Origin of the sequence: Phocaeicola sp. ICN-14070, from assembly GCF_037892625.1 — a bacterium.
GTDB classification, from domain to species: domain Bacteria; phylum Bacteroidota; class Bacteroidia; order Bacteroidales; family Bacteroidaceae; genus Phocaeicola; species Phocaeicola plebeius.
In genome coordinates this window covers 1-17296 of the sequence record NZ_JBBKBF010000052.1, presented here as the reverse complement: position 1 = coordinate 17296, position 17296 = coordinate 1, and the positions used below count along the sequence as shown (strand labels likewise).

Annotated in this window: 24 protein-coding genes and 1 pseudogene; all 25 read left to right on the top strand. The window is 32.6% G+C overall.

Annotation, left to right across the window (positions count from 1 at the left end; translation table 11 throughout):
• Positions 1-14 precede the first annotated feature (14 nt).
• The gene (locus tag WKT20_RS13210) at positions 15-251 is read left to right on the top strand and encodes a hypothetical protein (protein WP_138273547.1); all 237 of its coding nucleotides are present in this window, start codon (positions 15-17) and stop codon (positions 249-251) included.
• 494 nt (positions 252-745) lie between these two features.
• The gene (locus WKT20_RS13205; RefSeq protein WP_138273546.1) at positions 746-1018 is read left to right on the top strand and encodes a hypothetical protein; all 273 of its coding nucleotides are present in this window, start codon (positions 746-748) and stop codon (positions 1016-1018) included.
• On the top strand, positions 984-1349 hold the full coding sequence (locus tag WKT20_RS13200) for a hypothetical protein (protein WP_138273545.1): 366 nt from the start codon (positions 984-986) through the stop codon (positions 1347-1349). Before WKT20_RS13205 ends, WKT20_RS13200 begins: the two co-directional genes overlap by 35 nt.
• Positions 1346-2392, top strand: coding sequence for a replication initiation protein (locus WKT20_RS13195; RefSeq protein WP_138273544.1), 1047 nt, complete (start codon positions 1346-1348; stop codon positions 2390-2392). The genes WKT20_RS13200 and WKT20_RS13195 overlap by 4 nt, the downstream gene beginning before the upstream one ends.
• Before the next feature lie 695 nt (positions 2393-3087).
• Positions 3088-3504: a hypothetical protein gene (locus WKT20_RS13190; protein WP_138273613.1), complete on the top strand. Its 417-nt coding sequence runs from the start codon at positions 3088-3090 to the stop codon at positions 3502-3504.
• Between the two features lie 11 nt (positions 3505-3515).
• Entirely contained in the window at positions 3516-3692 is a 177-nt protein-coding gene (locus WKT20_RS13185; protein WP_171030153.1) for a hypothetical protein, read from the top strand.
• A gap of 494 nt (positions 3693-4186) precedes the next feature.
• Entirely contained in the window at positions 4187-4786 is a 600-nt protein-coding gene (locus tag WKT20_RS13180) for a JAB domain-containing protein (RefSeq protein ID WP_138273612.1), read from the top strand.
• Positions 4787-5786: 1000 nt separating this feature from the next.
• Positions 5787-6161: a plasmid mobilization protein gene (locus WKT20_RS13175; RefSeq protein ID WP_138273610.1), complete on the top strand. Its 375-nt coding sequence runs from the start codon at positions 5787-5789 to the stop codon at positions 6159-6161.
• Positions 6161-7648 (top strand): relaxase/mobilization nuclease domain-containing protein, encoded by a 1488-nt coding sequence (locus WKT20_RS13170; RefSeq protein WP_138273608.1) that lies wholly within the window; start codon positions 6161-6163, stop codon positions 7646-7648. Before WKT20_RS13175 ends, WKT20_RS13170 begins: the two co-directional genes overlap by 1 nt.
• Before the next feature lie 344 nt (positions 7649-7992).
• Complete coding sequence (locus tag WKT20_RS13165) at positions 7993-8295, top strand: hypothetical protein (protein ID WP_138273606.1); 303 nt, start codon at positions 7993-7995, stop codon at positions 8293-8295.
• 91 nt (positions 8296-8386) lie between these two features.
• Positions 8387-8728 carry a hypothetical protein gene (locus WKT20_RS13160; RefSeq protein ID WP_138273605.1) on the top strand — a complete coding sequence of 114 codons (342 nt, stop codon included), beginning with the start codon at positions 8387-8389 and terminating at the stop codon, positions 8726-8728.
• Positions 8729-9352 (top strand): annotated as a pseudogene (locus tag WKT20_RS13155) (nucleotidyl transferase AbiEii/AbiGii toxin family protein); the annotation flags it as partial.
• 349 nt (positions 9353-9701) lie between these two features.
• Positions 9702-10091, top strand: coding sequence for a hypothetical protein (locus tag WKT20_RS13150; protein ID WP_138273602.1), 390 nt, complete (start codon positions 9702-9704; stop codon positions 10089-10091).
• A gap of 26 nt (positions 10092-10117) precedes the next feature.
• On the top strand, positions 10118-10444 hold the full coding sequence (locus WKT20_RS13145; RefSeq protein ID WP_138273600.1) for a hypothetical protein: 327 nt from the start codon (positions 10118-10120) through the stop codon (positions 10442-10444).
• On the top strand, positions 10441-10791 hold the full coding sequence (locus WKT20_RS13140; RefSeq protein WP_138273598.1) for a hypothetical protein: 351 nt from the start codon (positions 10441-10443) through the stop codon (positions 10789-10791). The genes WKT20_RS13145 and WKT20_RS13140 overlap by 4 nt, the downstream gene beginning before the upstream one ends.
• 294 nt (positions 10792-11085) lie before the next feature.
• Entirely contained in the window at positions 11086-11679 is a 594-nt protein-coding gene (locus WKT20_RS13135; RefSeq protein ID WP_138273596.1) for a TetR/AcrR family transcriptional regulator, read from the top strand.
• Positions 11669-12811 carry a beta-ketoacyl-ACP synthase III gene (locus tag WKT20_RS13130; RefSeq protein ID WP_138273595.1) on the top strand — a complete coding sequence of 381 codons (1143 nt, stop codon included), beginning with the start codon at positions 11669-11671 and terminating at the stop codon, positions 12809-12811. The genes WKT20_RS13135 and WKT20_RS13130 overlap by 11 nt, the downstream gene beginning before the upstream one ends.
• A gap of 96 nt (positions 12812-12907) precedes the next feature.
• On the top strand, positions 12908-13111 hold the full coding sequence (locus WKT20_RS13125; protein WP_138273593.1) for a hypothetical protein: 204 nt from the start codon (positions 12908-12910) through the stop codon (positions 13109-13111).
• A gap of 30 nt (positions 13112-13141) precedes the next feature.
• Entirely contained in the window at positions 13142-13756 is a 615-nt protein-coding gene (locus tag WKT20_RS13120; protein WP_138273592.1) for a tail fiber domain-containing protein, read from the top strand.
• 4 nt (positions 13757-13760) lie between these two features.
• Positions 13761-14537, top strand: coding sequence for a class I SAM-dependent methyltransferase (locus tag WKT20_RS13115; RefSeq protein ID WP_138273590.1), 777 nt, complete (start codon positions 13761-13763; stop codon positions 14535-14537).
• 296 nt (positions 14538-14833) lie between these two features.
• Positions 14834-15346, top strand: coding sequence for a hypothetical protein (locus WKT20_RS13110; protein WP_138273588.1), 513 nt, complete (start codon positions 14834-14836; stop codon positions 15344-15346).
• Positions 15347-15348: 2 nt separating this feature from the next.
• Positions 15349-16008, top strand: a complete 660-nt coding sequence (locus WKT20_RS13105) for a ParA family protein (protein WP_138273587.1) — start codon at positions 15349-15351, stop codon at positions 16006-16008.
• An 80-nt stretch (positions 16009-16088) separates the two neighbouring features.
• A complete protein-coding gene (locus WKT20_RS13100) occupies positions 16089-16436 on the top strand; it encodes a hypothetical protein (RefSeq protein WP_138273586.1) in 348 nt (115 codons plus the stop codon).
• 9 nt (positions 16437-16445) lie between these two features.
• A complete protein-coding gene (locus WKT20_RS13095) occupies positions 16446-16910 on the top strand; it encodes a hypothetical protein (protein ID WP_138273584.1) in 465 nt (154 codons plus the stop codon).
• Positions 16911-16999: 89 nt separating this feature from the next.
• Positions 17000-17296, top strand: a 297-nt coding sequence (locus WKT20_RS13090) for a DUF4134 domain-containing protein (RefSeq protein ID WP_340417497.1), incomplete at its 3' end; no start/stop codon positions are given.

The following is a 17296-nucleotide window of genomic DNA, read 5'->3' as shown; positions in this document are numbered from 1 at the left end:
ACGGAAATGGAGATATGAAAACACTAAAAAAATCAACTTGCTACAAATGCCCTTTCTACGCAAGATATGAAGCGGAGAATGACCGTCAAAAGGTAATTGCCATTTGTGAAAAGTCTATGAGGATTTTCCCAAAAATAGATGTATTTGGGCTTGAAGTCATAGTTGATGACGAAATACCAGATTGGTGTGAGTTAGAGGATGATTCAGTAACTCTTCCATATTCTCCAGTTCCACCCAAAAAGAAAACATAAAGTTTAATTGCACTGCTGTTGTGTTTGTTTTCAGTAATCCTATCTATACTTTTGGAATCCGTACAGATAACAAATATTAACTTTGCATCGTGTAAATAATTATATAGGTATTTGTTTATATCAATATATATTTATATATTTGTATATCGAAAGATAAAGGTAATGTATTATTAACCACTGCTTTAGCTGGCAGTATAAAAAATAGAAAATTATGAAGATTTTTTTTAAGTATGTTGCGTACATACTGATTTTAGAGGGATTTATTTTTTCTTACGCAATAAGTGATTTTTGCTATTCATGCTATTTTTTAATAATAAGTTGTATATTTGTATTGCTGAAGTACAGGGATTTAAGAGAACTCTGTGATTTCTTAGGATATACTTCTATATTTATGACTTCTTTACGCTTTACTAAAAGAATTATAGCTCTTATTGAGTTTAAGGTAAAATCTTTTTTTAAAGAGGTGGCTATAAAATTAAATTGTTTATTTTGATATGGAACGTAGATTTACATTAAGACTTGGAGAACAAGAGATTTTGATGTTGGAAAAGCTAAAAGAAATCGTAGGAGAAAATACAGATACAGGCGTTATACGATTTATTATAAACCATTATAGTGAATTAAATTCCAGATATTTGTCACTTCGGAAAAAATATTCTTTATTAGAGAATCAATATGATTCAAAAGTAAGGTCTATTGGTAATTTTTTGACAGCTTTAAAAGATTTGGAAAGTGAAGAAATACAAGATGTTTCAAAAAGGCAATAAAATAGTATTGACCGATGGAGATTCTCTTTATAGGAATAAGTATAGAGGGAAAAAGGCTAAAATAGAGGCAATCAACAGGTATGCAGGTATAAGCATACCTGTTGATTGGACTTCCAAACAGGTAAATGATTTTATTGAAAAAAGATATTTTGGGAAAAAAGAATGGGCTGCTTATCTAAAAGTCTTTGAGAGTGTGGCTTCGGAAAAAGAAGAAATCAAATCCGAATATTCTGTTGTTTGGGCTTCTGATAATACTTCAGTAGAAGATGTATTGGATTTAATAAAGAATGGGAATTATGTTAAAAATGAAAGTGGAGAAATAATAATATGAAAGAGTTGATTAAAAATAGAAGAGGATTGCAGAGAACTAATAATATTGTAATTCCCGACAGTAGGACTTGGCTTAATATGTCTAATTATATAACGACTATGAGTAGTGATTACTCTGTACTTCAGCTGAAAATCGTTATTTTGATAATAGAGAAAATGCAAATGTATATAAGTAAGGTGATTAATAATACTCCCCTTGATTTATTTGGAGAAAGAGAATCTGTTTTAATCAATATAGAATATAGGGAACTTGGAATTACCTCTAATAAATATACTATTGCAAGGGAGGTTGCAATGAAAATGATAACTACCCCTGTGTCTTTTGATATAATAAATCCTCTAACAGGTGAAAAGGCTTGGTATTGTACTGGACTAATATCTTCCGTTTTAATCCCAAAGAAAAAAAATTCAAGATCATTCTCTGTTGAAATAAAGAGAGAGATTATGGATGTCCTACTTAATGTGGATAAAGGATTTACGCAATTTATAAAAGAAATAGCTTTTAATGCCTCTTCTAAATATACAATTCGTTTGTATATGCTTATCTCTTCTTGGAAAAATAAAGGTGGTTTCTCTATTGATATGGGAAAATTTCGGAAGTGGTTAAAGTTGGAGAATAAATATAACGACTATAAGGATTTGTACAGGAGAGTTATTCGACCAGTGTATGAAGAACTTTTTGAAAAATCTAATTGTTGGTTTGAAGTAGCAGAAGTATATAGAGATAATGAAAATCAACCTTATAAATTGAATTTTAAGGTTATAAAGCCAGCGTTGAGCCAAAAAGAAAAAGAAGAACTTGAATTAAAACAGAAAAATATCACAGAAATGTGTATGACGCATTTGTGCATGAATACGAAGCAAACTGCTGAATTGAAGCGGTTGGTAGATAATGGAAATATGAATAAGATTATTACTAAGATAGTATTTCTTGGAGAGTATGTAAAAAAGCATTACACTGAAATAAGTGATGTAGGTGAGTATTGCTATACTGCTTTAATGAAAGAGGCTAATACATCTGGTCTTGTTGGAGATTCGATATAACGTATATATAAATTTTTATTTTTTGTGTCTTTTCATCGTTCCGGGATTGCGCAGCTCTGGACTAAATGGTGTCTTTGCAGTGTTCTTCAGGAACTCATGAGCCGGGAACTGGAAGATGAAAAGGTGTCTAATGGCAGCAGGGAAAAGAACTGGTTTAGTACTGGTTGTTTTCCCTGCTGTTGTTTTCTTATCGAGAGCATAAGGTTTGTCTCTTTTGGGAGTAGCTGAAGCTTCGGATACAATGGGCAGGACTACACTGCACTTCGTTTCATTCCGTTCAGCCCATTGCTTCCTCAAAAGACTTCACTTCGTTCATTTTCTTTCTATGTGAGAATTACCCGGCTTTGCCGACCAAATCCCCACGTAGAAAGAAACAGTGCTTTTCGTTATCGGCAGCGTTGGCTTCACTCCGCTTTGCTCCATTCCGCTAACACAACCGCTAACTCAAATGATAATAACAATAGGGAAAAGAACTTAGTCTTGCCTTGATTGTTTTCCCTGCCGTTGTGCCTTTTCCAGTAATCCCCCCACGTGTATTTGAAATCCGTACAGATAACAAATATTAACTTTACATAATGTAAATGGCTATATAAATATTTGTGATATCAATATATATTTATATATTTGTATGTCGAAAAACAAAGGTAATGTATTATTAACCACTGCTTTAGCTGGCAGTATAAAAAATAGAAAATATGGAAATTGTAATTTTAGAGTATTCAGATGGTAAAGTTATTAGAGTTAGTTTAAATGCAGTACAAGAAAAAGACTTTAATAAGGATAGTGATACATTTATTGAAATGCTTTCAGAAATTTATTCTTTCAGAGTAAAGGATATAAATTGGATGGTAACCCATGATTTGGATGAAAATCATAATTTGTCTGATGATATAGGTGAAAATTGTGAGGAATTAAGATACTGTGATAATTGTGGTAAACTAATGAAAAAAGGTTATTATTTAGATGGATATTATGCTTGTTCTGATGAATGTTGTTTAGCTTTATATGATGGAGATAAGCAATTAATGCAAGAGGATTTATCTTATGCTGGAGAAAGTAATTCAGAATATTATTATACAGAGTGGGAAACATTCTCTTATGAGCCTAAATAAAATAATGACTGGTGTCTTTTCATCGTTCCAGGATTGTGCAGCTCTGGAGTGAATGGTGTCTTTATGATGTTCTTCAGGAAGCCATCAACCGGGAACTGGAAGATGAAAAGGTGTCTAATGGCAGCAGGGAAAAGAACTGGTTTAGTACTGGTGTTTTCCCTGCTGTTGTTTTCTTATCGAGAGCATAAGGTTTGTCTCTTTTGGGAGTAGCTGAAGCTTCGGATACAATGGGCAGGACTACACTGCACTTCGTTTCATTCCGTTCAGCCCATTGCTTCCTCAAAAGACTTCACTTCGTTCATTTTCTTTCTATGTGAGGATTACCCGGCTTTGCCGACCAAATCCCCACGTAGAAAGAAACAGTGCTTTTCGTTATCGGCAGCGTTGGCTTCACTCCGCTTTGCTCCTTCCGCTAACACAACCGCTAACTCAAATGATAATAACAATAGGGAAAAGAACTTAACCCTATCTTGATTGTTTTCCCTGCCGTTGCATCTTCTCCAGTAATCCCACTGCATATATTTGAAATCTGTACAGATAACAAACATTAACCTTACATCATATAAATAACTATATAGATATTTGTGTATATCAATATATATTTATATATTTGTATATCGAAAAACAAAGGTAATGTATTATTAACCACTGCTTTAGCTGGCAGTATAAAAAATAGAAAATTATGAAGAAAGTATCCTTTGAAATTAATTCAGAGTATAGAATGTTGGAGAACTCTGAGCTTGTATCTTTGCTTATTGGCAATGATTGTGTTTGTGAAAATTGTGAGGAATATAACAGCGGTAAAGATATTCGTTTTGTTTTGGCACGAATGACACCAGCCAAACAAAAGATAGCAATGGCAGCAATAGAACTTTTTAAGAGAAATTTGTCAGGTGATGAACAGAAGAAATCAATCAGATGTAGCGAAGATATATTTAATCTAATGCAATCAATAGTAGGTGATATAGAAAATGAAGAAGTATGGGTACTTTTATTAAATTCAAAACTTAAAATGATAAAAAGAATAAGGGTAGCAAGTGGAGGAATTGATAGAGCTATTGTTGATGTTCGCATAATTTTGAAAGAGGCGATAATGAATAATGCAGTAGCTTTAGCTCTTATTCATAATCACCCCAGCGGAAATGAAAGACCATCATCTGATGATGACATGATAACAAAACAATTAGTAGATGCAGCTAAATTTTTAAATGTAAAAATGATAGACCACTTAATAATAGGGAAAGATAAATATTATAGTTATTCGGACGAGGGAAGATTATAAATTAAACGCAAGAGAGAGGAAAAAGGTTATTATCCTCTCTCTTGCGTTTTTCTAATCTTTTCCGATAAGAACTTCATTTAATCTATTAAAATCGTTTGTAGGGGCTAAAAACGGCAAAATCTATGCTGTATGCAAGCAGTAAACAGTGGCGGAAGAAAAAATAGTGTTTGATACTAGTTGTTTTCCCTGTTGTTGTTTCTTTTCAGAGACAAAAAGTAGGTATTATAAATTAGTACTTTTTGTCCCTGAAAGGCTGTTTTATAGCTGTTACAGCCCTTTTTCTTCGCTAAATTAGTACTTTTTGTCCCCGATGTTGCTGAAAATTAGTACTTTTTGTCCCCGATGTTGCTGAAAATTAGTACTTTTTGTCCCTTGAATTAGTACTTTTTGTCCCTTGAATTAGTACTTTTTGTCCCTTGAATTAGTACTTTTTGTCCCTGGTTATTTTCGGTAATTAATTAGATTTCAATGGCTTAAATACCATTTTTGGGCTCTACTATATCTATAAATGATTAAAGGAAACTTGAAAATTCAACACAAAAACAAATGCTTCGACTATCATAAACAAACAAATGCTTCGACTATCATAAACAAACAAATGTCCTGCTAATCAATAAGCAAAACCAAAAAACAATAGGGAAAACAACCTTTCTGAAAAACAAATTAGTACTTTTTGTCCCCAAGAGTTTTTCTCTGAAAAACAAATTAGTACTTTTTGTCCCCAAGAGTTTTTCTCTGAAAAACAAATTAGTACTTTTTGTCCCCAAGAGTTTTTCTCTGAAAAACAAATTAGTACTTTTTGTCCCCAAGAGTTTTTCTCTGAAAAACAAATTAGTACTTTTTGTCCCCAAGAGTTTTGTTTTTCCCTTTTGTCGCATTATCTTTGCGGAAAATGCGGAGGTAACTTGCAAGTTGTGTTTTTGTGTACACAAAAACGAACTTTGCCCCTGATAGGGGAGTGGAGTAATCTCGCAACTCAATTACTCTAAATGACGCAACTATGGCAAAAGAAAAGACAAGAGATTTACATATTCGACTGACAGAATCGGAATATGAAGAGATAAAAAGTAAGGCTGAAATCGTTGGCTCAACGACAAAACTTGTAGTAAAAGCTGTACAGGAATATAACCAAGTAGATGGAAGAAGTAGCATTGAAATATTAAATGAATGGGCTGCTTATTACCGGGAATGTAAAGTGAGCATTGATAGGGTAGGAAACAATCTTAATCAAATAGCTTATGTGATAAATCTGATGAAATTAAACGGCAGTCTAAATCTTTCAGATAATATGTTGAGTGAGATTCAAACATTCAATGCTATGCTTAGAGATTTAAGTAGGATGCAGGAAAAACTTATAAAGAAGATAGTGAAATAATGATAGCGAAAATTTTGCAAAATAGCTCAACTTTTCATGCCATTGACTACAATGATAGGAAAGTAAAAGAAAATGCAGTAGAGCTTTTGGAAGCCTCCAATTTCGGCTATTTAGATTTGCTTACTAATAATACTGCTGCTGACTATAAAAGATATTTCGAGTTATGGCAAGAAAAGAATGATAGAATAAAGTCTTCTCAATTTCATGTAACCATAAGTTGTAGAGGCAAGGAATATTCAAAGGAGCAACTTTTGGATATGGGTAAGCAATGGCTAAAAGAAATGGGGTATGAAGGTCTGCCGACATTGATATATTTCCATAAAGATACTAATAATAACCATATTCATATAATTACCAGTAGGGTTGGATTAGACGGAAAGAAAATAAAAGATAGTAATGAGAAAAGAAGAGCAAGAACAGTCATTAATCGAATCGCCAAGAACGATATTTCTGCAAAAGCAAGAACGGATTTTGTGAAAGCATTGAGTTATGAGTATAAGAATAGACATCAATTTGCCCTTATAATGGAATCTATGGGCTACAAAATCAATATAACTAAAGATGGTTATATGGAAGTATGTAGAGAGGGAAAGACATTGCTTCAAAAAGAATTAAAAATGATAGAATGGGGGAGTAGCGAACAAAAAGATCATTCTAATAGAAAGAAGCAAATACAGGCTATTTTATATAAATATTCCAATGGATTAACTCAAAACGAATTATCCAGTGTTCTTCATACGAAGTTTGGTATTGAAGTTGTTTTCCATAAAGCTGATGGGCATGATAAACCTTATGGTTATTCATTGATTGACCATAAAGAGAGAACCGTATATAAAGGCGGTGAGATTATGAATATGGATAAATTATTGAATTTGTTGGGTAGAGAAATCGATCCTGTTAAATTATCAGAGACAATGCTTGAAGTCAGTAAGGATTGTACTATGGTAGATGTGAATCAAGAATTAAAGAAATATGGTTTTTGGCTGAATAAAGAAGGTGAGGTCATACATAAGCGTAGCAAATTAGTAATGGGCAAAATTGCAGATAACTTTAAGGAAGCAATGTTTTATAATTTTAGAGCTAATAAGGCTTCGGAATATAGCTGCTCTTCTGAATCCTGTGCTGTTGCTTTGTCTGCCAAATTTAAAATAGATCGAGAACATATAACAATGAGCTTTGATGATATTCATAATATGCAGTTTTATAAAAAATCTGTGGAAGAATCATTGAATAATCATGTGGATTTGGAAAATGGGCTTAATGTCATGCGAGTAGGAGATAAGTTGTTTTTAATAGATGATGAAAATAAGACCATTGTTGACTTTGATGATTTGAATTTGACTACAGGTTATACAAAATTTACTGGAGATATAATCGTGGAGGATGAATATAGCTTGATAGACGCAATATCATCTATTATACAAGGTGAAGATGAACATTTAAGTGGAGGAGAGATTAATAATGAATTAAAAAAGAAGAGAAGATAGAATATTGGTGGCTTTTCATCGTGCCGTGGTTGGGCAGCTTTGGACTAAATGGTGTCTTTGCGGTGTTCTTCAGGAACTCATGAGCCGGGAACTGGAAGATGAAAAGGTGTCTATAACGATAGGGAAAAGAACTATGTTCAGTATTGGTTGTTTTCCCTGTTGTTGTTTTTGGAACTATGCTGGATGGGAATTAATGTTTGAAATCCGTACAGATAACAAATGTTAACCTTGCATTATATAAATAATTATATAGATATTTGTATATATCAATATATATCTATATATTTGTATATTAAAAGATAAAGGTAATGTGTTATTAACCACTTAAATATAGGGCTTGAATTATGGATAAGAAAGAAAAGGATTTTGCTACATATAAGGAATTTGGGAAGATGCTCCGGGAAGTAGCCGATCTATGCGCCAAGTATGGAGATACACCTCTATATGAATCTGTTCCGGAACTAAAAGAAAAGGTATTCTTTGTGGTCAATCGAGGTGCATACGATGCCTATATCGACCCGTGGATGAGAGACTTTGCCGATCATCCTGTCGATGTGACAGAGGCTAAAAGGTGGGGCGATTATGTGGCAGACTGCCATGCAAAAGGTATTGAATGTAATTATCAGGAATATCTAAAGAAACAGTAGATTGGTATATTTATTGTATTTTATCTGTATTATCATGAAATAATGATACAGTTTTAAAAAAAACGATTATATTTATAACCGTCAATATATTATGGTAGGAAAAAAAGAAAAAGAAGATATAAAGCGAATACTTTTTGATAAGCTAATAGCAGAAAAAAGTTTTTGGTCTTATGACATGACAGGTATTGATATGGTATCTGACGAGATACTTATTCTAAAAACGTTGATACATTTGGATATGCACGAGATTGATTTACTTTTTTGTGTTTTTCCTTCAAGTAAGATCAAGAAAGTTTGGAGAGAGCAAATGGCTATTCAAGGGGAGTATTATTATTCTCTGAATCTTTTTTTAGCTTGGTACTACTTTGACATTAAAAGACCTAAACAATATCTAAAAACAGTAGAAACAAAACATTTAAATATTTTTGTATAGATGGATGGATTGGCATTAAAAACGGAGAAACTTTTTGATAGTGTATCTAAATTGGATTGTTTGAAACCTTATGTTTTAGCTGGAGGTACAGCTTTATCTTTGCAGTTAAATCATCGTCAAAGTGAAGATTTAGATTTTATGAAATGGCGCACAACAAAATCAGAGAAAATGGAAGTTGATTGGTACAACATTGAGAAACAACTTTCTTCGATAGGCAATGTACAAAAACGTGATCTATTAGATATTGATCATGTTGAATTTTATGTTTCTGATGTAAAGTTTTCTTTTTATGCTTGCGATAAATATTCTCCGGTTACTTGTCCTATAGATTTTCATAACAACATTAAATTAGCTGATATGATGTCTATAATGGCTATGAAGATGGAAACGATGTTGCGTAGAAGTGTTTTTCGTGATTACTATGATATTTATTCGATGTTAAGAAGTGGATTAGATATTCATGAATCTATAAGTAATGCTGTTAAATACTCTGGGTATAAACTTAAAACAAAAAATTTATTGGCAATATTAAGCAATGAAAGTAGATTTGTTCCAGATTCAGGATTCAAGGGGTTATCTCCCATCTATAATGTTACTTCACATGATATTGCCCAATATATAAAAGAACAATTAAGTGGAGTTAGGGATATTAGAATATTTGAGCGTAACAATAGTTTTTTTGTCAATGCAGAAATCCGTGGAGAAGCTCAACTGTCTGTTCCTATTACGAGAACTGATTATCAATTATTTAAAGAAAATAAGATAGATGCACTTTCACTTGTAGAAAAATATTATGCGGAAGAATTAAATGCGAGTAATGAAATGAAATATGGCTTTAAAAGATAATTTTTTGTGAATATAGGTGTCTTTTCTTCTTTTTGGAACCTCTGTTGAGGACATCAAAAACATAACAGGCATTAAATCTATACAAACGATTTATAACTACCTGAAAGAATAGAAAGTAAGTAAGATTATGGCAGCGGATATGACAAATGAAACAATCGCCCAATATCGAGAGCGTATTGAGAAAATGAGCATAAAAGAAATTCAAAAAGAAATTGAATTTCTGGAAAGCCCCGGTTACAATTGTGAAGGACTGGTATGTGCAGACGGAGTAATTACTCCCCGGACAAGAATGCATCGTAAGGTTCTCTGGGAAAAGAGGATGAATCAAAAGAGCCAGACTGCTCTGCAATGGGCAAAAGAAGGATATGTTGTAAATCCGAATGCAACAGGAAGAAAATGGAAAAACAATCCTCACAATTCAAAGGCTATAATATATTATGTATCAGAAGAGGTACATGAGGACCAAGAAGCTGCTAAAGAATTTCTCAAATCGCGAAAGGTAAAAAAAGAAAAGTAAGCATTATGAAGTAAGAGAAAACTGTGATGGGAAAGTTCGAAAATGGTATTTGGGTAGCGGTTCAGTTTCTTGTTTGTTCACACAATGAAACAGAACTTGCTAAACAGTTGATTTTGGAATCAGGTTTGACAAAGCAGGATTGCTTGAAATCCCAGATGGAATCAGATTTTGAATCTGAAACCATGCTGGAGTTTATCAATATTGTTTTCCCTGTTGTTGATGATAGGCATTGTAGCCAGTGCAAACACTATGAGATTTGTCCGAATTTCACTATGTATTGTAATGTACTGCAAAGACGAATCACACCGAGAAAGAAACCATGTAAACATTATAAAATGAAAGATAAAGTATGAATGTAAGATTTATAATTGATAGTTCTCTTTTTAAAAGGAGTATGTCGATAAAGGCAAACTGGAATTTTCCACATCTTCCAAGAGTAGGTGAGCAAATCTCACCTCTCGTTATAATGCTCAATCCTGAGTTTGATTATGTTTTTGCTGTTGAATTTCTAACAGATGAAGCCCGTAATGATTTAGAACAAAGATTCTCTTGTAATGAAAAAGTTGAAGAAGATTTTAAAGCATGGATATATGATGTTATCTGTGAATCCAATATAATAGAATCGATACATTATGTTCCAAATCCAGAGGATTATACAGAAATAATACCTGAAATTTATTTAGGTGATTTAAGTTATTAGTAGTATGAAATTGTGTGATGATTTACAAATGAAAGATATATAAGAGGTGTCTTTTCATCGTTCCAGGATTGTGCAGCTCTGGAGTGAATGGTGTCTTTATGATGTTCTTCAGGACTTGATGAACCGGGAACTGGAAGATGAAAAGGTGTCTGTAACGATAGGGAAAAGAACTGTGTTCAGTACTGGTTGTTTTCCCTGCCGTTTGAAGAGAATCTTTTATTTTTTAATATAATAAATTAAGAAATTGTTTGATATTATGTGATTAAAGTTGTAAATTTAGCATCCGTATAAAAAATGAAAAACTATAATATAGAAAGGATATTAGAACCTGCATTTAAACTCTTCTTAATGTATAATTATGAAAGTGTTTCTACTGCAAAATTGGAGGAAGCAACAGGTTTAACTCGTGGCGCAATATTCTATAAATATAAGACAAAAGAATCTATATTCAAGGCGGTAATCGATAGGTATGTTTTAGATTTTCATTCTAAACCAATAAATACAAATGTAGGGAAATTGTACGATTTCATTGATTTGTATTTGGAGAAAGTTAATGCAAGAATGTTTAAAATGCATTCTATGGGAATTTTGAATATCCATAGAGGATATTTTAATTTATTATATCAGGCAGTACAATATTATCCTAATTTTGATATAAAGGTTACTGAAATGTTTGAAAGTGGTTTGAAACAGTGGGAAGTAGTAGTGAAGCATGCAGTTGAAAGCGGAGAAATAAAAAGCTCTTGTAATGCTTACGAAGTGGCACAGACATTTAGGTATTTATATTCAGGATTGTCATTTGAAAATAGCCTTTATTTAGGTCTTGATGTTGATAGATTGAGAATTTTATTTTATTCATATTATAATAAGATTAAAAATGAAAATTGATGTTTTTATTGAGAAAGTAAGTTCTTTTCTTCCTAATAATCCAATAGGGAATGAAGAAATGGAGGAGTATTTAGGACTGATAGAAGGAAAGCCCTCACGTGTTAAGAATTTGGTGTTAAAGCAGAATGGTATTCAAAGAAGATATTATGCTTTAAATAAGAACCAAGAAATTACTCATACAAATGCTGAATTAGCTGCAATGGCAATCAGGGGTATTTTCAAAGAAGAAGGAGATTTGGCTAATGTGGAACTTATGACAACAGCAACATCTATTCCTGATCAAATTTTGCCGTCTCATGCTTCTATGGTACATGGCTTGTTGCCGGAATTGGGGAATATTGAAATATTCTCTACGGCTGGTGTTTGCTTAACTTCTTTGCAGGCGTTGAAAATAGCTTATTTGGCTGTAGCGGTAGGGGATAAGGAAAATGCGATTTGTAGTGCTTCGGAGTTAGTGTCCGCAACTTTACTTTCTAAGCATTATGATGCGGAATATGAAAAGTGTCATAGTATAGGAGAGAATCCTTATTTTGGCTTTGAAAAAGACTTTTTAAGATTTATGTTGTCGGATGGGGCTGGAGCGGTTTTATTGGGAAATAAACCCAATGATCAAGGTTTATCGTTTAAAATAGAATGGATTGATATGCAATCGTATGCTAATGAATGTCCTGTTTGTATGTTAGCTGGTGGAGAGTTTAATTTAGATGGTTCTACTACATCATGGAAAATGTTTGAAAATAAGGATTTTATGGATAAATCTATCTTTGCAGTGAAGCAGGATATACGATTGTTGAAAAGGTATATTATTAAATTATGGGTGAATCATATAGAAGAGGTTTTGGCTAAGCATGGTGTGAAAGATGTTGATATAGATTATGTTATCCCTCATGTGTCTTCAATGTTCTTTTATAAGGAACTATTAAGAGAAATAGATGAGAGGAATATTGATTTGCTTGAAAATAAATGGTTTACAAATTTGACTTGGGTTGGAAATATGGGTTCGGCTTCAATATTTGTAGCTTTAGATGAATTGGTTAGAACTAAGGAATTACAAAAGGGGGAAACTATTCTTTTACTTGTTCCAGAGAGTGGAAGATTTAGTTATGGAACTGTCTTGATTTCCGTGGTGTAATTTTTTTCTTCAGAATTATTATGACTATTATAATAATTTGCTATATTTGCAACATGACTGGTGCCAGAGTTTATTAATTAACTAATTATTTAAGAGATGAAGATAGTATTTTCGTTGTATGCGGTATTGACCATAGCATTATGTGGATGTACTAATGATATGGAGGAGCTTAATTCTCCAGAGCCTATGACAAGAGCAGTGAACTCGGCTCAAATTGTTTGGGAAGCTCAGCCGGGAACTATTGATGTTAAGCAAGGTCAAGCTGTTACAGTTACACTTGATGGACAAATTATTAAATAACGATTTTTTTAACCTTTAAATTGTATTTTTATGAGACTAACTTTAATGTTTCGTAGTGTACTTGCTATTGCTTTTTTATTAATAGCAAGTGTTTCTAATGCTCAAATTAAGTATCGTTCTGATGGAAAACTTACCATAGGTAATACAGAACCAGAGCAGTTTTACGGTATTACCACATATGGAGGTGGTATGTACTTTAAATCAAAAACAAGTAATTTCTTTCAGATTGATGTAACTCCAGCAGCTACTCGACTTGCAAGTCATTATGATCAAGTTGTGTTTTATAATACAAGATTAAGTCGGTTTAATAGCATCCAGGTACAGAATGTTTATAACTATTCTGATGCAAGAGCAAAAACTGATATTGCAAAGCTTAATTATGGTTTAAGTACTGTTGATAAACTGAATGCTGTTACCTATAGTTTTAAAGATACAGACCCTGCTGCTGCAAGTATGTTTAAAACAGGGGGAAATGGAAAAGAAATTGGATTATTAGCGCAAGAGGTAGAACAAGTTTTGCCTAATGTTGTTTTAACCGACCCTGATGGAAAGAAACTAATTAACTATACAGCTATCATTCCTGTTATGATTCAAGCCATAAAGGAACTTAAAGCAGAAGTAGAAACTTTAAAGGCTGCTAAATAATAGTATGCAGAACAGACATTTGGATAGATATACCTATTTCTGTGAATCAGCGCAAACCTCCCAAGATTTCTATATTAGCTATCTTGGGAGGTTTATTGATATAACTTCATCAAGTAAAGTGTTAGAAATAGGGTGTGGAGAAGGAGGAAACTTACTCCCTTTTGCGCAGAAAGGTTGTGCTGTTGTAGGAATAGATGTATGCATAAGTCGGATTAATGAAGCTATAGACTTTTTTTCGCGAAAAGACAAAGCAGGAAAATTTATTTGTGATGATTTTTTTTGTCTTGACATACGAGATAAATTTGACATTATATTGATTCATGATGTAATTGAACACATAAATCTTTCACAGAAAAAATTTTTTTTAATAAAGGCTAAGTCATTATTAAAAGAAAATGGAGTAATATTTTTAGGGTTTCCTGCTTGGCAAATGCCTTTTGGTGGACATCAGCAAATCTGTAAAAATAAAATAGTTTCTCATCTTCCTTTTATACATTTACTCCCATCTTTCTTATATAAGACAGTCTTGAAGTTGTTTGGAGAAAATTCTGGTTGTATAAAAGAACTATTATCTATAAAACAAACGAAAATTACGATAGAATTATTTGAAGGCATTATAGCCGAATCCAATGTTAACATAGTTGACAGATGTCTATGGTTTATCAATCCTCATTATAAACAGAAATTTAATCTTAAGCCAAGGAGAATATGGGGAATATTGGAAAACATAAAGTATGTTAGAAACTTTTTTTGTACATCCTGTTTTTATATAATCAAGTAGATATAATCTAAATTGAATTTTATTTACTTTATTTTCTCTTTATGATGTTCCTCAGGAACTCAAACAGATGATACTAATATAACTCCTCTTTTTATAAATGATTAAAGTTCTTCGGGTATACCTCTTTATGGGGTATATCCGAAGATTTTTTTCACTGTTATCTATCTTATTCGGTTTAGAAGTATTGGAAAATGGAATATTTTATTCTAAAGCTAATTATATTTATATATTTATTTGCGTATATAATTATATGTTTATATATTTGCAATCAGTAATTATTCTAAAAATTAATGTATATGAAAAAGTTCTTATGTGGAATGGCTTTGGCTTTGGTGGCAGTTTCTTGTTCTAATTCTGATGATCCGGAAATAGATAATCCTGAATTGGGCAATGGAGTTGGTGAGTATTGTTTCAGAATAACCTATAAAGGCAAATCTTCTGATAGTTTTGTGAAACCTACATTGGGTCTTAGCTTGCAAAGTATAAATACAGATAAAGTAAGAAATATATATTATACCGATAATAAGGATAAGGAAAGGGTAAAACTGGATATAGACCCGAATCTATCTTATCTTGAATTTGATGTCGGTGAAAAAGATACTACTATTTGTATCTATACTGATAAAAAAGCAGAATTTATGTATGTCTATGGTATTTTTGCTTCTTCGGACAAAACTACCTCCTATTCTTATAATGCCGAATTGTTGTTGAATGGGAAAGTTATAGATAAAGAGAGCGAGAAGAATATTGTTCCAGAGATTACAGAAAATTTTGATTTGGGAGATTCGCCAGAACTAAATGATAAATAATTATGGTAATAACATTTGCTAATCAAAAGGGTGGGGTCGGTAAAACTACTTTATGTATGCTTTTTGCCAATTACCTTGTTAAGAGAGGAATAAATGTGCTTGTTGTGGATATTGACTTGCAAAAAAGTATTGTGAGCCAAAGGAAATCTGACAGGGCAGCATTTAACGATCAAGAAGAGGAATATAATGTAGAGGGGGTTGATATTGACACGCAGGAAGAGGCTAATGTATTAATGGAAAAATGCAAGGCACTTGATGGTGTAGTTTTGATTGATGCACCGGGAACTGTGGCTGATAATACATTGCTTCCTGTATTTGTTAATTCTGACTATGTGATTTGCCCATACCAGTATGAAAGAAAATGCTTGGAAAGTACAGGTGTCTTTGTGCAGCTTATTGAGGCTCTTAAAAAGAAGGTTTCACAAATGAAACTGGAAGTTTTCTTTGTTCCTAACCATATTGATGCAAAGGTGGGTACGAAAGAAGAAAAAGAGCTGTGGCAAAGTACGGACGATGTTTTTAGGAGATTTGGATATGTAACGGAAAGAATACCCTATAAGGCTTCCATAATGAGAAGTAATACATTTGTCTTGGATAAAAGGCAAGAAGCAGATGTAATGCCATGTTTTGATCAAATTATTAATGTTACTCACATTATTTAGACGCTGTAAAAAAATAGTTGAATAAATAAATTCATTAATTGAATAATTTGTGCAATTTAAACATTATATATACTTTTGCGATGGAAAAAGATAAAGATAAAAAAATGACTTTGGGAATAGGTTCTTTGACTAACTTGGTTAAGGAAATAAGAGAAGATGTTCCGAAAAATCCTATCACCATTAATGAAAATACAAATTGTGAAGAGTGGACGCATTTTTGCACAACTCTTGATAAGTACGGAAAGGGTTCTGCCAAAGCGGTAGTATACATACCGCAAGAACTCAAAAATGAGTTGGAAAATTTGAGAAATATAATGGGTGGAAAACCTAATTTATCCTCAATAGTTTCTGCTGTAATAGACACTTTTATAGAGCGCAATTTACCAATCATAAAAGACTTATCTAAAGAGAACAAAAGTAGATTTTAAAACAATAATATGACGTTTTCAACTTTTCTCATAGTTCTTATTGTTGCCTATGCAATATACTATGGAATAATTATTTTTCTTGATTTGAGTAAGAAAAACATATCCGAAGAAAAGGAGCAAAATTACTCAAATATAGAAATTGACGAAGACGAGTTTAAGGCTGTTGATGCAAGTAAAATCTATGCTGAAACGATAGGGAAAACACCCCCTGTGCAGGCAGAAGATGTTGCTGAAGAACCAAAAGATGAATCTTCGATTATGAATGGTGCACAATCCGAAACAGTTTCTGTTTCGGATTCTTCTGAATCCAGTCCGGAGGATGATAACCCGGAAATGTCCGATATGGAAACCGCAAAACAGATTAGTGCTGTGACCAATCATGGAGGTTTAAGCGTGTTGGATATTAAAGCAATGCTTAGGGAATCTGCAAACCCTTTGGCTGAAAATGCAGAAAAATACAAACCAATTTTTTAAAGATTAAAATTTAGTTTGAAGTTGCCTTATTGAAAGATAAGGTTTTATATTATCTATATTTTATTAAAATGTTAAAAATAAACAAATGTATGAAAAATGTGAATTTTAAAATTAGTGATTCTACAAAGAAGTTCTTATTTGCAGTAGCTCTAACCTTCTGTGTTGCTGGTGTATATGCTCAAGATACATCTGCTGGTACGGCTGCATTGACACAGGTAACAACTGATATTCAGAAATATATCCCTATCGTCCAGAAACTTGTGTATGCTATAGCTGGAGTTGTAGCGGTTATTGGTGCTGTTTCTGTCTATATCAAGATGAATAATGAGGAGCAGGATGTCAAGAAGTCAATAATGATGATTATTGGTGCTTGTATTTTCCTTGTG

Bases quoted from the DNA above. Each gene is read 5' to 3' on its own strand.
- WKT20_RS13140 (WP_138273598.1), top strand. From the start codon at position 10,441: ATGAATGTAAGATTTATAATTGATAGTTCTCTTTTTAAAAGGAGTATG.
- WKT20_RS13210 (WP_138273547.1), top strand. From the start codon at position 15: ATGAAAACACTAAAAAAATCAACTTGCTACAAATGCCCTTTCTACGCA.
- WKT20_RS13175 (WP_138273610.1), top strand. From the start codon at position 5,787: ATGGCAAAAGAAAAGACAAGAGATTTACATATTCGACTGACAGAATCG.
- WKT20_RS13160 (WP_138273605.1), top strand. From the start codon at position 8,387: ATGGTAGGAAAAAAAGAAAAAGAAGATATAAAGCGAATACTTTTTGAT.
- WKT20_RS13180 (WP_138273612.1), top strand. From the start codon at position 4,187: ATGAAGAAAGTATCCTTTGAAATTAATTCAGAGTATAGAATGTTGGAG.
- WKT20_RS13150 (WP_138273602.1), top strand. From the start codon at position 9,702: ATGGCAGCGGATATGACAAATGAAACAATCGCCCAATATCGAGAGCGT.
- WKT20_RS13105 (WP_138273587.1), top strand. From the start codon at position 15,349: ATGGTAATAACATTTGCTAATCAAAAGGGTGGGGTCGGTAAAACTACT.
- WKT20_RS13125 (WP_138273593.1), top strand. From the start codon at position 12,908: ATGAAGATAGTATTTTCGTTGTATGCGGTATTGACCATAGCATTATGT.
- WKT20_RS13145 (WP_138273600.1), top strand. From the start codon at position 10,118: ATGGGAAAGTTCGAAAATGGTATTTGGGTAGCGGTTCAGTTTCTTGTT.
- WKT20_RS13135 (WP_138273596.1), top strand. From the start codon at position 11,086: ATGAAAAACTATAATATAGAAAGGATATTAGAACCTGCATTTAAACTC.
- WKT20_RS13130 (WP_138273595.1), top strand. From the start codon at position 11,669: ATGAAAATTGATGTTTTTATTGAGAAAGTAAGTTCTTTTCTTCCTAAT.
- WKT20_RS13110 (WP_138273588.1), top strand. From the start codon at position 14,834: ATGAAAAAGTTCTTATGTGGAATGGCTTTGGCTTTGGTGGCAGTTTCT.
- WKT20_RS13190 (WP_138273613.1), top strand. From the start codon at position 3,088: ATGGAAATTGTAATTTTAGAGTATTCAGATGGTAAAGTTATTAGAGTT.
- WKT20_RS13120 (WP_138273592.1), top strand. From the start codon at position 13,142: ATGAGACTAACTTTAATGTTTCGTAGTGTACTTGCTATTGCTTTTTTA.
- WKT20_RS13100 (WP_138273586.1), top strand. From the start codon at position 16,089: ATGGAAAAAGATAAAGATAAAAAAATGACTTTGGGAATAGGTTCTTTG.
- WKT20_RS13170 (WP_138273608.1), top strand. From the start codon at position 6,161: ATGATAGCGAAAATTTTGCAAAATAGCTCAACTTTTCATGCCATTGAC.
- WKT20_RS13115 (WP_138273590.1), top strand. From the start codon at position 13,761: ATGCAGAACAGACATTTGGATAGATATACCTATTTCTGTGAATCAGCG.
- WKT20_RS13205 (WP_138273546.1), top strand. From the start codon at position 746: ATGGAACGTAGATTTACATTAAGACTTGGAGAACAAGAGATTTTGATG.
- WKT20_RS13195 (WP_138273544.1), top strand. From the start codon at position 1,346: ATGAAAGAGTTGATTAAAAATAGAAGAGGATTGCAGAGAACTAATAAT.
- WKT20_RS13095 (WP_138273584.1), top strand. From the start codon at position 16,446: ATGACGTTTTCAACTTTTCTCATAGTTCTTATTGTTGCCTATGCAATA.
- WKT20_RS13165 (WP_138273606.1), top strand. From the start codon at position 7,993: ATGGATAAGAAAGAAAAGGATTTTGCTACATATAAGGAATTTGGGAAG.